Raw genomic sequence first — 15,030 nt, forward strand, 5'->3', positions numbered from 1 at the left:
ATACAAAGAACTCGGAGCAGAATACTTGGAAAGCCGAAAGAAGGACAGACAGATCCAACATTACCTGGACAAACTCAGGGAACTTGGAGTGGAACTGAACAAGGAAAAGGTAGCATAAAAAAACAAAGGTCGGTTTTTACTGGAGGTTGAAACATCGTTGTGAAAACAACGAAACCCCGTACATGAAATTGACATCAGACGCTAAGCACACAGGAGTATTGCCGTGAGCATGAACATGAAAATTTAACTTCTTAGCGTCTTTTTATTCCTTTACCTAAAAATGAAAAAGAAACAAATTATAAACACATGAAATGGATAGTCTTTTTTTCTCTGATTTTATCTTGGTCCTGCGCACCAAAATCTACCAATGATGAAAATGAGCTGGCAAAAATCTCAAATCCAGAAGTGATGCAATTTGCCATTGCTGGCAAAAGCTTGTACGATAGCTACTGTGCTAATTGCCATCAGGTGGACGGAATTGGATTAGGCAAATTAATACCTCCGATCAAGGAATCAGACTATTTCAAAGCAAGTGTTCACAGGACAGTTTGGCTAATTCGCCATGGACAAAAGGGGGAAATAGTAGTCAATGGGGAAACCTATGATCAACCCATGCCTGCAAACCCATCGCTGAAACCTCTCGAGATAGCTCAAATCACTACTTACCTCTACAATATCTGGGGTGAGCAAAAAGGAGTGATTTCTTCCTCTGAGGTGGAGAAATATTTAAGAGAAAAACCTGAAAATTATTAAGCGCCGATGACTCTTTCTGCTTTTTCTAAAGCCGCCGTAATGTCCTCATTTACCTTTGAAACCAAAACCAATTGTTCTTTAAGGTAAGATTCCACCTCTTCGGGGCTTTTATCCCCATCCTCTACCTCATACTGTCTCATCCAAACAAACATGCCATCATAAGCTTTATTCAAGTCAAAAGCCAATGCTTTTAATTCTTCGACTCGAGCTTCATCCACATTTTCTTCCTGCTCCAACTTTGCGATCTTTTCTTGAGCTTGTTTCTCAAAGGATTTGAGTTTTCCCATCATGGGCATCACTTCATCATGAACTGCGATGACCTCCTCTCGGAGTTGACTATTAGTCTCCTCTAAAGTAGGTTGACATGCAATCGAAAAATACATAGTTACTAAAATTAAAAGCGAAGTAACTCTTTTCATGATCATTGGATTTTTCATGGAGTAGTTAATATTTTATCTTGATAAAATCTTATTAAAGTATTTAGACCCCCAAATGTATTAAATATACTCAATGCTTAGTAATTTTAGGCCTTCTAAATATCGATTCTATGAAACCATTTTGCTTTGCTGACGGAAAAATTATTGCTACCGAAGCTGCCGCCCTTCACCCTTCCGACCTTGGACTGATCAGAGGTTATGGGATTTTTGATTTTTTCAGAACCGTCAATTACCAGCCTTTATTTTTGGAAGATTACCTCGATCGATTCATCCGCTCTGCAGAGCGTACCTATATTCCTTTAGCTTATAATAGAGAAGAATTAAGGACTATAATCCATCAACTGATCCAAAAAAATGATTTAAAAGAAGGAGGAATAAGAATGGTACTGAGCGGTGGAATTTCCGAAAATCATTTTTCTCCGGGAGAGGGGAAGTTGTTTATTTTTGCCGAATCCTTGAGCTTCCCAAGTGAAGATAAGTACCAAAATGGAATAAAATTACTCAGTCTTGAATACGTGAGACCAGTCGCAGAAATCAAAACTACCAACTATGCGCTTGCGGTATGGCACTCTGCCGGTTGGAAAAAACAGGGAGCAGAAGATGTATTGTATTATCAGGGTAGCTACATCAGCGAAAGCTCAAGAAGTAACTTTTTCATCGTAAAAAATGGACAGCTGATCACTCCTGATAGTAATATTTTACTAGGAATCACACGGAAGAATGTCATTGAACTTGCAGGAGGTGCGCAAATTCGCCCGGTAACCTTTCAGGAAATAAGAGATGCAGATGAGGCGTTTATCACCAGTACTACCAAAGTCATCCTTCCTGTCACTCAAATCGATGATTTAAAAATAGGCACAGGAAAACCCGGTCCAGTCACTCTTGGATTGTTGGAAAGATTTAGAGCAATGGTAAGTCAAAACACAAGTGTAAACTCATAAACAAAAAAAACAGCTTTTCAGCTGTTTTTTTTAGTTTAATTCAAGAGCGTAGCCTCGGTCAAAATATACATCAACTTTTCGGGATCATTGGAGTTTAACTGAAGCTTACCCCTCACCTTGACTCTTTTGGAAGTATATTTAATCGGATCGGAAAGCATCACTTCCATAACTGTCTCCGGACCACCTGATCCACAGAAAAAACATTCTGCCAAGGGTAGACTAGAAAGGATAATATGCTCAGGTTTAAACATCCCCTCAAAAGGGATAATGTATCCATCTGCTTCTACAACAGTACCTTCCAGATTTTTAATTTTATCAGAAAACACAGGGACATACAATTCCCCAAAGTTATCCTCGCTGATTTTATAACTCACCTCGGACAGATTTCTCCAGACATTATCATTTTGGGCATTTGTCTGAAAAGGCAGAATCCCCAAAAAACCAATCAAAAGGATGAAATACGGTATATTTTTCATAAATCTAATTTTGAGTTTGCTAATTACGCTTTTGTGAGTTGCTTTGCAATGCTTGTTTGATAAGCTGTCCATGCTGGAATCAGCGAAGCCACAACTCCCACAGCTAACGCATAAAGCACTATCCAAAGTTCTTCTTTTAAGAAAATCCACGGCTGTAGCGAAGAAACCACTCCCTGATCATTTTGCGAGATTAAAATTGCCAAAAAAGAATGTCCTAGCAAAATGCCTAAAACAGCCCCCAAAAAAGTCAGAATTAATCCCTCAAGGAAGATCATAAGCATAAGTTGAAATTTGGACGCTCCAATAGCCCTCAGGATAGCAAGATCATATTTTCGTTCTTTTAAGGAATTATAAAGCGCTATAAAAATCCCTAAACCTGAAATCCCGATCAAGACAATAGCAAGTCCCTGCAAAAGACTCACTCCCACTCCTAAAAGCTCAAACAAGCGTGACATCTCGAAGGAAGGAGAGGCCGCTTGCATAGAAGTTCCCGAATTGATCATTCGAGGTAACTGTACTGCAGCCATGGGACTTCTGTACTGCAGCAACAGAGAAGTCACATCCCTATCCTCCTCAGTATCGGGGAAGCCGGTTTTGGCTACTTCTGCATGGTATTTCTCCTGATGTGCTACCTCGCTTTCCTCCTTAGCCTCCTCTTCATCATGAGTCAGCCAAACAGATTCTACCGAAGTCATTAGCAATCGGTCTACAACTGTGCCTCTGGGCTCTAATATCCCTACCACTTTGTAAGCATGAGCTTCGTGATCATGACTTCCTTCACTGATCCCATGACTTCCTATAAACTCATCTCCTAGCGCCAAGCCAATTTGCTCGGCCACAACCGCTCCAAGCACCATTTCAAAGGGCCGCTCCCAAGCTTTTCCTTCCTTAAATGTGACTTGCTGTAGGTCGAGGTAGTCATGATTGGTCCCCACTACCCTGTACCCTTGATAATTATCCCCCAAAGCGAGAGGAATTACATTTTTGACCAAACGGCTCTGAGAAAGTCTCATGGCCTCTTTCATAGGAATATTTCCCGTGGGAAAATCAATATGATATACTGACGAAAGAATAATTTGTAAAGGACTCCCCTTTGCACCGACGACTAGATCAATCCCCTCTGCATCCTGGGTCATCTTTTTCTCAAACTGATCCTGAATCAGCAAAAGGACAGTAATAATCGCCAGACCTAAAGCCAACAAAAGCATGTTTAAACCAGTAGAGAGAGGCTTAAAGGTCAAATATTTCCAACTTAGCTTAAAAATATTCATGATGTTTTTACCTCAATAAAGTGGGAGATATGATTTTTAACTCGCTGATCGTGTGTTACTATGACCAAAGCTGCACCGATCTTTTTTGCCTGCTGCTTGAGTAAGTTGATCACTCGTTCGGTATTTTCATCATCTAAACTTGATGTAGGTTCATCTGCCAAAATCAGCTTGGGAGAATTTACCAGCGCTCTAGCAATTGATACCCGCTGGGCTTCTCCTTCACTGAGCGTCTGTACAGATGCGTTTAATTTAGCTCCCATTCCCAATTCGTCTAACAATGCGGGAATAGCTTGCCCGGACGTTTTGGCTAAAAAATGGGCCATTTCAAGGTTTTCTTTCACCGTAAGAGGCGCAAGTAAATGGGGTTTCTGGAAGACTATGCCAATATTTTTTCCCCTAAACAGATCCAGCTGATCCCCTTTCAATCCTGTAAGCTCCATTCCATTTAAATGGATGAGTCCACTTGCAGGTGAAAGCAAGCCGGAAAGCAAGTTTAGAAGGGTAGTTTTGCCACTTCCAGATTGTCCTAAGACCAGTAAAGACTCAGCAGGCTGTAGCTGAATATCTGGAAATTTTAATAAAGGCTGCCCCGGATGGGAGTAGCTTAGATCTTTGGTATAAAATAGCATGCTTAGTCTACGGGAATCTTCACTTCAAAGGTTGTCCCTTTTCCCATTTCTGTGGCAAAAGTAATCTCCCCTTTCAATACTTCCAGACATTTTTTGACAATCGACAAGCCCAAACCTGAACCCTCAACAATCCCCACATTATGAGCTCTAAAAAAACGATCGAATAACTTGTCCTTTTCTCCTTTGGGAATGCCTATCCCCTTATCCTGAATCTTTCCCAAAAGATGCCCGTCTTCGTATCGAAGTTCGAATTTGACTTCTCCTCCATCTCTGGAGTACTTCACTGCATTGGAAAGTAAGTTTTCAAAAACTTGATATAAGAGATCGCTATCAGAAACTATGACTTTTGGAAGGTCACCCAGCTCTGTTTTTATTTTTACGTTGTTTTCTACTCCCGCCTTAATCGTGTCAAGAACCTCTTTGATAAAGGCCTGCACAAACATTTTCTTGGGTTTGTACTCCATCATATTGGCGTCGGCTTTCCCAAAAAAGAGGACAGAGGTCAGCAAATTATTCAATGCGCGAACGGAATTTTCGATCTTCATCGCATGTTTACTAATCTTTTGCTTAAAAGGATGATCTTTCTCGGCGTACAGTTGCAGAAGTTGCGCAGAACTCAAAATCGAAGTCAAAGGCGTCTTAAATCCATGGGAAACATTGAGTACAATCCTTGATTTCAACTCATTGATTTCTCTTTCTTTCTCCAAGGCCTTGGTCAATTCTTTGTTGGCCTCATATAACTCCACGGTACGCTGTTTGACTTTTTCTTCCAGTTCATTATTAAGCTTTTGAAGCTCCTTTTCCTTTCTATCCTTAAAAATAGCCAACTCAATCACCATATTCAGCTCGCGGATATTAAAAGGCTTGATGACATAGGCACTTGGATTGGTACCCACTACTTTATTCAGCGTTTCCGCATCTGAGCTAGCGCTGAGGTAAACTACAGGAATATCAAACTTTTCATTGATGATCTCAGTGGTTTTGATCCCATCAAGCTCTCCTGACAGATTGATATCCATCATAACGATCTCCGCGGACTCCTCTTCCAAAATCTGAAGGGCTACCTCACCGGAGTCTGCTATCCCGATTATAGTATGATTATTTTTCTCCAGAGCCCGCTTCAATAAAAGTGCAGAAACTGAGTCATCTTCAACAATAAGTACCTTTAGGCTAAACATGTATTTGAAATTATTTTTTGAAAATACAAAAATTATGAATTCGGCAAGGGGATTTCTATGCGAACTCGGGTGCCTTTTCCCTTTTTGCTGTCAATGAGAATTTTTCCTCCGAGTAGATCGACTAGATGGCGGGTAATGCTCATGCCTAGACCAGTACCCTCAAATTGCCGCTGATGCCCCGTACTTTCTTGCTCAAATGGATCAAAAATGCGTTTCAGAAAAGCTTCTGACATTCCCACACCCTGGTCGATAATCTCTAAACCTAACTGATTTTTAGACACGTCAACCTCAAGACCTATTGTACCTTTTCCAGAATACTTTATTGCATTGCCAATGACATTATTCAAAATCATCTCCGTAAACCTCCGGTCTATTAGGATCTCTGAATCCTCCTTGGGAAGTACCGCATTGATTTCAAGCCCTTTTTTGAACGCAAGGGGTTGGTAGGATTTTAAAAGCTGCTCAATAAAAGTTTTGATCAAGGTAGGGCTGTACACCACCTCCATTTTATTGGCTTCTATTTTTGCCATGTCAAGAATAGAATTGATCGTCTGCAATAATCTTTCTCCACTTTGCAAAATGATATCAAGTTGTCCCAGTAACTTTTTATCCTCTTGCTGTGTCATCATAATGTGCTCCGTGCCGCCGATTATCCCATTGAGTGGGGTCCTGATTTCATGACTTACATTAGAAAGTAAGCTAGTCTTGAATCGGTTGGCTTGCTCAGCTTCTTCCTTAGCTTCTCTCAGTTTCGTCTCAATTGCTTTTTCGGAAGTAATATCTCTCAGCACCGTCAAGATTACTTTTTTTTCACTGACACCCCCATCTTGAATCAGTCGATTGAATAGTGCCAATTCAAATTTACCTTCGGGCAAGACCAAACTTGCCTCCATTTCAAAACCCATTTCATCGATATTGGCCATCCCCTCTTGAAATCGCTTAAAAAAGGAGTCGTTATCAACATGACTGAAGATCAAATCTTTAAATTTCTTACCTGAAAGCTCTTCTTTCTCGATTCTCAGCCAATTGGCTAAGGCAGGGTTAGCAGCTATAATCGTCTCTCCATCATAGCTTAGGGCGAGGCCATCCTTAGAGCTATTCCATACGTTTTTAAACTGCTGTTCCAGAAAAACCTTTTCTTTGTCTGATTGGTCAAATGCAGTTTCCAATAAGCCCACCTTTTGCAATTGCCTGAAAAGGATATTGATCAAAATTCCAATCCCAACAAATACTGCTGCCAATAGCGTTAAAAACCAGGCTCTCAAGTAAAACGGCTTCAAAACTCTGAAAGGTACACTTGAAATGGTCTCTGAGAAATTCATCCCACCATAGGAGGCCTTAAGCTCAAATTGATAGTCACCGGGAGGAAGATTCCCAAAAAACAAAGTGGCAGACTTGGGATCTTTATTTATTTCCCATTCATCGCTCAATCCCAGCAATCGATAATGCACCCAAAGAGGTTCTTGCTCATTGAATCCTACAGCAGAAAAATCTACCTCCATAGAGTTTTGCTCATTGGGGACTATCAATTTTTCATTATTCAGTGCAGTCTCACCGATCCTAATCTTAGAAAAACTCACCTTAGGACTTCCTGAAGCTAAAAAATCCTCAGATCGATAAAACATCGAAAACCCTCTCACAGTACCAATCAACAAACTACTGCTATCTGCCTCCACTAAAGCCCCTCGATTGGTTTCATTTGCTATCAAGCCATTTGACTCATTGTAATGAAAGATTTCATCATCAATCAAGCCGTAAATCCCATCATCAGTACCTGCCCAAATTCCTCCAGCACTGTCTTTTATCAATACAAAAACTGGCCGATCAATGGCTCCCCCCCCTACAAAATACGGTCTTAACTGTGCTCCATCCCATACCTTCACGCCTCCCTCAGTACCTAAGAGAAGACCCTCTTCCGTTTCCAGAAAATCATAGCCTTCCGCAATCAACAGGTCTTCGTTTTCTACGACCGGCTTAGGATTATCAAGCTTGGATGCTCTGAGTACAATCATCCGACCGTCGGAAAGCAAGGAGGCTTTTCGAAGGTAGAAAAATGAATCCCCCAGTAGTTTTTCAGCTTGACTGACCAAGTTTTTTTCGAAAATCTGTACGCCTCTTGTGGAGACGGGCACTTTGTAAATAGCCCTTGGACCTGCAGCAATGAGCATCCCTCCTACCACTTGCACAGAAGATATCGTAATGTCATCAGGTGCACGAAATGTCTGAACACGATTAGTTTCTACATCAACTAGCCCCACTCCGGACCAATTAGCCGAAAACCAAACTTCTCCCTTCCCCCCTTGTGCAAAATTAATAATACGCCCGGTGGGTATCCCTTCCGGGTACTCATCCCGATAAATGGTCTGCAGTCTATACCTGGAGTAGCGCTGTATTCCATTATTAAATCCAAAAAGAAACTCTCCATCCTGTATTTTATGAATCGCAGTGACTTCCTCTCCTAACATCTCTGACCTCCAAAATCCATAATTCTGAAATATCAGACCATTCGTATTCACTAGTCCTCTATTGGTAGTCATCCACAATACTCCCTCCCGATCTACCAAGAAATCTTGAATGCTAAACGAGTTCAACTCAAATTCCAAGTCCAGCTCCAAAGCGCTATCCTGATCCAATTTCAATTTCTGCAAAGGAGAATTGAAATGATAAAAAACACTTCCTTTATTAAAATCTAATCCATAATAATTCGATGCAAAAAAATAATCCTTTGTAAATCCTCTGTCTAACCATTCGCTAGGAAAAGCCAATTGATTGCCCTTTGCCAAGTAATCCTCTCCCAAGAAATAAAATTGGCCATCGGGGGCCTTCTTGACAAGGTAAGGTGAAGTAGGTAAATCCAACCCATCAAACTTCAGCTGCTCCAAACTATCCCCGTGGATACGATAGGTTCCGTTTCTGAAAAACCCATAAAATTCCCCATCTATCTTTTCAATGGAAATCAATCTTCCTGCAGACTCCAAATCGCGGTTGATCGCTGTAGCTTTTTCTCCCTCTTTCCAAAAAAGAAACTGATACCGTGTTTCCAAAAAATGAATCTGTTCCTCTTCCTTACCAAAAGTCTGGAATCGAATAGATGTACTTGGCTCCTCGTGAAGCTTGAAATCAATTTTCACTTCTTCCCAAGTACCATATCCCCCTTTGAGTAGCTTAGGTAGGCCAGAATTGTTAAAAAGCCAAACCAAACCTGACTCATCCCTATGAATGGAAACTTGAAAATCGAAGTTTGAGTAGATCGAATCTGGAAGAGCATAGGTCTGAATTCCATCAGAATAAAAAACTCCGCGAGAAGTCGAAAACCACACCCTACCCAAACTGTCTTGCTCCACTTGAAAAATATTTTGAACAGGCAGTTTCACTCCCTTAGGAGCAGTATTATACTTAAAGGTCTGGGCCAAACCCTGAGAAGCAATTGTCCCCAAAAAGAGAAAAAGAAGTAGAACTCGAGTGAATTTTCCCACAGAAGCGAAGTTAGAAAAAGAAATTCGATGTCAAATAACCTATATAATGTTAATCAAATCTTTTGTGAGCGTGTGGTTTCTCTTATTTTTGTGCCAAACTTTAAAAATCGAAGCATGAGTGTACTAGTCAATAAAAATTCCAAAGTAATCGTACAAGGATTCACTGGGTCTGAGGGTTCTTTTCACGCACAGCAAATGATCGAATACGGCACCAACGTAGTAGGCGGTGTCACTCCAGGTAAAGGAGGCTCAACTCATTTGGAGCGACCCGTATTCAATTCAGTAGAGGAAGCAGTTCAAAAGACTGGTGCAGACACCTCCATTATTTTTGTACCACCTGCCTTTGCGGCAGATGCTATCATGGAAGCTGCAGATGCAGGGATTCAAGTCATCATCACCATTACAGAAGGTATTCCTGTGGCTGATATGATGAAAGCTAAGCCTTATATTAAAGAGCGGGGTGTTACCTTGATCGGCCCCAACTGCCCTGGTGTCATTACTCCAGGAGAAGCTAAGGTAGGTATCATGCCGGGCTTTGTTTTCAAGCCGGGACGCATCGGAATCGTCTCTAAATCCGGGACCTTGACCTATGAAGCTGCCGATCAAGTGGCTAAAGCGGGGCTTGGAGTATCGACAGCTATCGGTATTGGAGGAGATCCGATCATCGGAACCTCTACCAAGCAGGCTGTACAACTTCTGATGGAAGATCCAGAAACTGATGCGATCGTCATGATCGGTGAAATCGGAGGAAACTACGAGGCAGAAGCTGCCAAGTGGATTCGAGAAACTGGAAACAAAAAGCCTGTAGTAGGATTTATTGCTGGACAGACAGCACCTCCAGGTCGAAGAATGGGGCATGCCGGAGCAATCATCGGTGGAGCTGACGATACTGCAGCTGCCAAAATGCGAATTATGAAGGAAAACGGTATCCACGTAGCTGAATCACCCGCAGAAATCGGAGCAGTGATGGCCAAAGTATTAGGCGTAAACGCTTAATCTCCAATTCTCCATCCAATTTATAAAGTTAAAACCCGCTTTGATTTATTTCAAAGTGGGTTTTTTATGGTTTTCATATAAAAAAAACAAGCCTACAGAAATTTCACAAAGGCTTGGTTTATTATTCAATCTTTATTCTCCCTTTAGAACCGTTTCGATCATCGCATCCACATCTTTCAGTTGAAACTGCATAACTCTTGCGTAGTAGCGCGAACTGGAAGTTCGCGCTACGGATTGGATACTCATCAATTCGGCACGGGCAGGAGCACCGATATCGGAACGATTTCTAGCATCTTACTCCATGGGTGAAGCCAATCTTTCCACATGAGTGCGCTGTAGATTTATTCGATAGGTTTAGAACATGATAGTTCTGACCACAATCCTATATACTAATCACTCAACATAGCCGCCCGAGTATAGGCTTCATTCCCATTGTCCACACTTCTTAAAGAAATAGACTTTAATTGAATTTTATTTTCGACTCTCAACCAGCGAATTACCTGCTCATAGGTCTTGGATCTTGCATTTAGATATTCTCCATTCAGGCCATCTACGATTTTGGAGATAATACTGGCCAAAAACAAGTCGGTATTCAACAAGTCAAAAGAAATTTCATAATACCGAATTTTCCCTACGGTATGGACATTGAATAATCCCTCATTAGAAATCGTACCCGCTGTACCGATGTCTTGATATTTTTTAAACGGACTCTATTTTCCTAACTTTGTAGTTTAAGGAGTAGATGCAGCCACATTCTTCCTATTAATTTATGACCGTAACTCACACTTGAAATTAGGAGGAATAGAACAAGTAACAGTTGAAAATATTTTTAAATAGCAATTAGTAAAATCGAGTAGAAAAGTAGCCTTGAAACCAAGTGAAACAAACAGACATTTATGATCGGTAAGTTCGAATTTTGAAAAATGAAATATGAAGATGATTTTCAGAATCTAAGCTTGCACTTGAAGCCTTATCATCCGTAGGCAGGAAACCAAGGTGATTTTTTAGTCCCTAAGATTTACTCTCAATTAATTAAGGTTTATACTATACCTCAAATAAATAATTATAATGCATATTCTACACGAAGCATCAATTGTCTTGGCCTAAGGGTTCTAAATTCTTCGACAAGGATAAAAGATGAATTAGAGATCCTCGCCCACTCATTTTGACCTAACAGATTGGTAGCAACAACAGAGAACTCTATTCGCTTAGCCGGAAACTTAATATTGTAAGTGAAATCAAGAAAGCTAACAGTGGACTTTGATTCTACTACATTTGAACTGATACTCAACGACTCGAAAGTTAATTTGGCTGTTTGTTTCTGATTCGGTAAAAGGAGGAAAGAAAAGGATGGTGTAGAAATAATGGATTCATTATCAAAAGCATTTGGAGTAGCTGATCGGACTAATGATAAATCATACCTCAATTCAAAATTAATCTTCCCGGTTTTTCTGTATACAGCTTTCAAATACCCATTCAATTGTTTGTAATTTAAGTTTTGAAAAACATCATTTACAGCTATTTCCCTTTGAATCCAGTTGTAGGCTGAGCCCATTGCCACTGTGGTTTTTCTTCTAGGAAAATACTTACTAATATCGCCATTCCAAGAGAAGGATTTTTCAATATTCTCCCTTTCAAAGGAACTCAACTGAACCAGACCGCTTTCCAACACCTGGTTTTTCATCAATACATTACGCTTGATATGTGCTAACGAAAAGGCAGAATTGGCAAATAGAGAAATGAGGGGATCCTTAAAACTTTGGCTAAAAGCTACTCTATTAGACTTAAAAATAGGAATAGGAGCATTTTTGACTTGGATGGTTTGATAATTTAGAAATATCTGGCCGGGATAAATATCGTAAAGGTCACCAATGGTTACTTTTCTTGCGGCTGAATTTCTGAAACTAAGATATGGTGATGCCTCCCAAGAAAAAAAGAGAGTCGGTTCTAAAAACAAACGATTAGGACTTTCGATACTCATTTCTTCAAAAACCTCCCGGAGCTGAAGATTAGCAAATTTTACAGGAATAGTAATTTTTAAATTAGACTTCTTGGTATTCCTTTCAGCAGAAACCAAAGCCCAACCTGAGGCTTCTCTAAGCCGGATATTATTTTGGAAAGGGAACCCTATTAAAGACTCTCTATAATAGGTAGCTGAGCCCAAAACTGAATTTTTCAACAAAACCCCAAAACTTGAAGTAGTATTGAGGCCCAAAAGTCTCATATTTTTTATAGAAAGTGAATTGTTAAAATGGTAGGAATTAAACCGAACCCTTTGTAAACTTTCACTTGCTGTTTGGAGAGAGTCCGCAAAACCCAAGAAAGGAGGTGTCGTTTCTAACCTAGGTGTTTGGGATAAAAAGAAGGCATACGAATTAAAATCCAATACCTTTTCTCCCTTTTTGATCAATTTCCGAAAAGAATTGGAGAGAATGATATCAGGGCTGTTTATATCCTGAATCAAATTTTGATTTTGAAATATTACGTCACTTCGGTAACGGGAATTAACCCAAGAAGCATCAAACTGATTGTAGAAATAGTCTGTTTCTGCATTTTTGGTAAGATTTATTTTTAGGTTTAGTCGGTCCCTGATTTCATCCAAAGTCCCTGCTTCACTGACTTCAACATTTCCCTCATCCAAATAGTAAGTTCTTTGAATCAAAAAAGAGTTACTCACATCCTCCCTAGAATAGTCTATGGCAGATTTCACTTGGATATCTTTTGAGTTCTTTTTCAGGGTATTGACCGAAGCCAAGATACTTTTATTAAAAATAAAACGGCTGTCTTGGCTAGTACCCATTCTAAAACCAGCTGGCCGAAACCATTCATTAACTACCTCATTTCCAGATGTAGCAATCTGATTCCCAAGATCTGTTAATTCATCAGAAAGCTCCTTCCCCGCGTTATTAGTCCCAAGACTAACAATAGACTGAAATTGATCATTAAAAATCATAGGAGCGGCTTTGACATCCCAAATCCCTGGAAATCCCCCTCCCAAATAACCTCTACCAATGAGTACATTTTTCTTTTTCAACCGGACATTTAAAGAGGATTTGGAAGAAAATTCCAACCCATCAAGAATTTTTACAGGCTGATGATTTTCTAAAATTTCCACAGATTTAACAGCATCCACGGGCATATTTTTAGTAGCAAGATTATACCTACCTTCCAGCAAATCAAGCCCCTCGATGTAGAATTTTTGTATCGCTTCTCCCTTGTAATTGATAGACCCATTAGGGTTTACTTCAATACCAGGCAATTTTCTGAGAACATCGATTAAAACCTTGTCATTTTGATCAGAAAATCCATCGATATCATAAGATAAGGTGTCCTTTTTTTGAGAAATAGGGCTTTTTGCTCCTTCAAGCATGAATGATTCCAACTCAAGGAAAGACTCTTCGACAGGAATTTCTATCACTTGGGAGGTATTAGCTATTCTTAACTCAACTGTCTCGATGGTCAGCGATTTTGCGATCAACCACAAACTATCCAGAGGTGAATCAATTGTCAATGAAAAACTTCCATCTCCATTGCTCACATCAAAGGCTAAAATCTCAGAATCTTTTTGTGCCTGGATTAAGACGTTTACTCCCTTTTGAATGCTGGGGTTGGTTAAATTTTGTATTTTTCCGGATAGAATAGTTTGGCTATTCACTGTCTTAAAATTCGCTATAATCAGTAAGACCATTAAAAAATACCCAGCACTTACTTTCATTTTTTAAGGATTCGTTCAAGGCGATTATTTGAGGACTTAAGCCTCTCTTGCACTTGAGCCACAGCAGAGGCGGAAACTTTTCCCGCATCACTTTCACTCATTTGGCTTAATGGATTATCTCTAAACTCATCTTCGAGTCTAAAAAATCTAAATTTATCAATTTCAATAGCTTTATCTGACAACTGCTTAGAAAAGTCCACCTCTCGATTTTCAACACCCACTAATTTAAAATTATAATGACAATCTGCATCGTATAATTCCAATATCAATCCTGGCAAACCGCCAAAAATATATGGCCCATCATTGAAGGGGATTTCTGGAGTGAACCAAGCAAAATATTCTCTCCCCGAATAGCTTACTCTTGCGAGTTGACAGTCAAAGCCCAAAATCTCCTTAGCCCCGTCAGTAAACTTCCAAGCTAGATTATCAGATGGCTCAGAAAACACATATTCATTTTTGAATAACTTCCGGTATTGCCTTATATCGCCATCTTCACCGGATTTAAGTACTTTGTATTGTACTTTTGCCGCGGGATATTTTGCCATTTGCTGTAGCATCTGAGTAAGATCAATACTCCCTGCCTCCTTTCCTAGTTTGTCATTCTGCTTTGCCTGATTCAGATAAATAGCATAAACGGAATCTTTTTGATATCCCGAATAGCTCTGAAAAAGACTGGAATCGCCCATTCTCCACAGCACCATCAGCTCCTTTTCCTTTAGCTCCAAGTCAGTAGTATCCCTGGAGTATTCCATTTCGTAGAAAAAGGCGAAATTATTATTTTGAGCAAACAACTGAACTCCAGAGATGTAAGCAATTAGAAAAACAGTGATTTTAATTTGACCAAAAACTAAACTGGAATTTAATATTTTCATTGATAGCCTCATTTTGAATTCTAATTTTCTTGTACATATAAATAAACAGGGAGAATTCAAATCTACCTGTCTATCCTGATTACGGATTTCCACAGAAAAAATTTTCCCAATGTGCGGCATCTTGGACCCTCTCTGCTTCTGAAAAACCACAAGCAATAGCCGCTTCTCCACAAGTGGTCATAAATGGGACGCACCCAAATTCAGGGATTGACTCCTGAGCAAATGACGGCAATATCGATATTAAACCTATCAATATTACAAAAGACATATTTTTTTTGATTTTTTT

12 protein-coding genes and 1 pseudogene are annotated in these 15,030 nt (G+C 39.9%); 3 read left to right on the forward strand and 10 right to left on the reverse strand.

All coding sequences use genetic code 11. From position 1 onward, the window contains the following. Window positions 1-306 precede the first annotated feature (306 nt). On the forward strand, window positions 307-753 hold the full coding sequence (locus tag BLQ57_RS12580; protein ID WP_087941298.1) for a c-type cytochrome: 447 nt from the start codon (window positions 307-309) through the stop codon (window positions 751-753). Here BLQ57_RS12580 and BLQ57_RS12585 read toward each other — a convergent pair. Next, on the reverse strand, window positions 750-1,172 hold the full coding sequence (locus BLQ57_RS12585; RefSeq protein ID WP_139162727.1) for a hypothetical protein: 423 nt from the start codon (window positions 1,170-1,172) through the stop codon (window positions 750-752). The genes BLQ57_RS12580 and BLQ57_RS12585 overlap by 4 nt on opposite strands. 128 nt (window positions 1,173-1,300) lie before the next feature. Here BLQ57_RS12585 and BLQ57_RS12590 point away from each other — a divergent pair, with 128 nt between their 5' ends. Continuing rightward, complete coding sequence (locus BLQ57_RS12590; protein WP_087941296.1) at window positions 1,301-2,131, forward strand: aminotransferase class IV; 831 nt, start codon at window positions 1,301-1,303, stop codon at window positions 2,129-2,131. A gap of 35 nt (window positions 2,132-2,166) precedes the next feature. Here the strand turns inward: BLQ57_RS12590 and BLQ57_RS12595 are convergent, their stop codons facing one another. Genes BLQ57_RS12595 through BLQ57_RS12615 form a run of 5 tightly spaced genes read right to left on the reverse strand, consistent with a single transcriptional unit; the run spans window position 2,167 to window position 9,161 of the window. Then, window positions 2,167-2,607 (reverse strand): hypothetical protein, encoded by a 441-nt coding sequence (locus BLQ57_RS12595; RefSeq protein WP_092824115.1) that lies wholly within the window; start codon window positions 2,605-2,607, stop codon window positions 2,167-2,169. 23 nt (window positions 2,608-2,630) lie between these two features. After that, window positions 2,631-3,878, reverse strand: coding sequence for an ABC transporter permease (locus BLQ57_RS12600; protein WP_087941295.1), 1,248 nt, complete (start codon window positions 3,876-3,878; stop codon window positions 2,631-2,633). Beyond that, window positions 3,875-4,507 (reverse strand): ABC transporter ATP-binding protein, encoded by a 633-nt coding sequence (locus BLQ57_RS12605; RefSeq protein ID WP_087941294.1) that lies wholly within the window; start codon window positions 4,505-4,507, stop codon window positions 3,875-3,877. The genes BLQ57_RS12600 and BLQ57_RS12605 overlap by 4 nt, the downstream gene beginning before the upstream one ends. Window positions 4,508-4,509: 2 nt before the next feature. Next, the gene (locus BLQ57_RS12610) at window positions 4,510-5,685 is read right to left on the reverse strand and encodes a hybrid sensor histidine kinase/response regulator (protein WP_087941293.1); all 1,176 of its coding nucleotides are present in this window, start codon (window positions 5,683-5,685) and stop codon (window positions 4,510-4,512) included. A gap of 32 nt (window positions 5,686-5,717) precedes the next feature. After that, complete coding sequence (locus BLQ57_RS12615; RefSeq protein WP_087941292.1) at window positions 5,718-9,161, reverse strand: ATP-binding protein; 3,444 nt, start codon at window positions 9,159-9,161, stop codon at window positions 5,718-5,720. Window positions 9,162-9,275: 114 nt separating this feature from the next. On the opposite strand from BLQ57_RS12615, the gene sucD reads away from it, so the two are divergent. Beyond that, complete coding sequence (gene sucD / locus BLQ57_RS12620; protein WP_087941291.1) at window positions 9,276-10,157, forward strand: succinate--CoA ligase subunit alpha; 882 nt, start codon at window positions 9,276-9,278, stop codon at window positions 10,155-10,157. 389 nt (window positions 10,158-10,546) lie between these two features. Here sucD and BLQ57_RS12625 read toward each other — a convergent pair. From BLQ57_RS12625 to BLQ57_RS21180, 4 genes and pseudogenes are all read right to left on the reverse strand, one after another. Beyond that, window positions 10,547-10,846: pseudogene (locus BLQ57_RS12625) on the reverse strand (DUF5118 domain-containing protein); the annotation flags it as partial. A 374-nt stretch (window positions 10,847-11,220) separates the two neighbouring features. Next, complete coding sequence (locus tag BLQ57_RS12630; protein ID WP_087941289.1) at window positions 11,221-13,872, reverse strand: hypothetical protein; 2,652 nt, start codon at window positions 13,870-13,872, stop codon at window positions 11,221-11,223. Further along, a complete protein-coding gene (locus tag BLQ57_RS12635; protein WP_169712808.1) occupies window positions 13,869-14,744 on the reverse strand; it encodes a GLPGLI family protein in 876 nt (291 codons plus the stop codon). The genes BLQ57_RS12630 and BLQ57_RS12635 overlap by 4 nt, the downstream gene beginning before the upstream one ends. 79 nt (window positions 14,745-14,823) lie before the next feature. Continuing rightward, on the reverse strand, window positions 14,824-15,012 hold the full coding sequence (locus BLQ57_RS21180) for a hypothetical protein (protein WP_169712807.1): 189 nt from the start codon (window positions 15,010-15,012) through the stop codon (window positions 14,824-14,826). Between the last annotated feature and the right edge of the window lie 18 nt (window positions 15,013-15,030).

Source organism: Algoriphagus faecimaris, from assembly GCF_900101705.1.
Lineage (GTDB): Bacteria > Bacteroidota > Bacteroidia > Cytophagales > Cyclobacteriaceae > Algoriphagus > Algoriphagus faecimaris.

Coding starts and splice junctions, on each gene's coding strand:
- BLQ57_RS12580 (WP_087941298.1), top strand. CDS start 307: ATGAAATGGATAGTCTTTTTTTCTCTGATTTTATCTTGGTCCTGCGCA.
- BLQ57_RS12585 (WP_139162727.1), bottom strand. CDS start 1,172: ATGAAAAGAGTTACTTCGCTTTTAATTTTAGTAACTATGTATTTTTCG.
- BLQ57_RS12590 (WP_087941296.1), top strand. CDS start 1,301: ATGAAACCATTTTGCTTTGCTGACGGAAAAATTATTGCTACCGAAGCT.
- BLQ57_RS12595 (WP_092824115.1), bottom strand. CDS start 2,607: ATGAAAAATATACCGTATTTCATCCTTTTGATTGGTTTTTTGGGGATT.
- BLQ57_RS12600 (WP_087941295.1), bottom strand. CDS start 3,878: ATGAATATTTTTAAGCTAAGTTGGAAATATTTGACCTTTAAGCCTCTC.
- BLQ57_RS12605 (WP_087941294.1), bottom strand. CDS start 4,507: ATGCTATTTTATACCAAAGATCTAAGCTACTCCCATCCGGGGCAGCCT.
- BLQ57_RS12610 (WP_087941293.1), bottom strand. CDS start 5,685: ATGTTTAGCCTAAAGGTACTTATTGTTGAAGATGACTCAGTTTCTGCA.
- sucD (WP_087941291.1), top strand. CDS start 9,276: ATGAGTGTACTAGTCAATAAAAATTCCAAAGTAATCGTACAAGGATTC.
- BLQ57_RS12630 (WP_087941289.1), bottom strand. CDS start 13,872: ATGAAAGTAAGTGCTGGGTATTTTTTAATGGTCTTACTGATTATAGCG.
- BLQ57_RS12635 (WP_169712808.1), bottom strand. CDS start 14,744: ATGAAAATATTAAATTCCAGTTTAGTTTTTGGTCAAATTAAAATCACT.
- BLQ57_RS21180 (WP_169712807.1), bottom strand. CDS start 15,012: ATGTCTTTTGTAATATTGATAGGTTTAATATCGATATTGCCGTCATTT.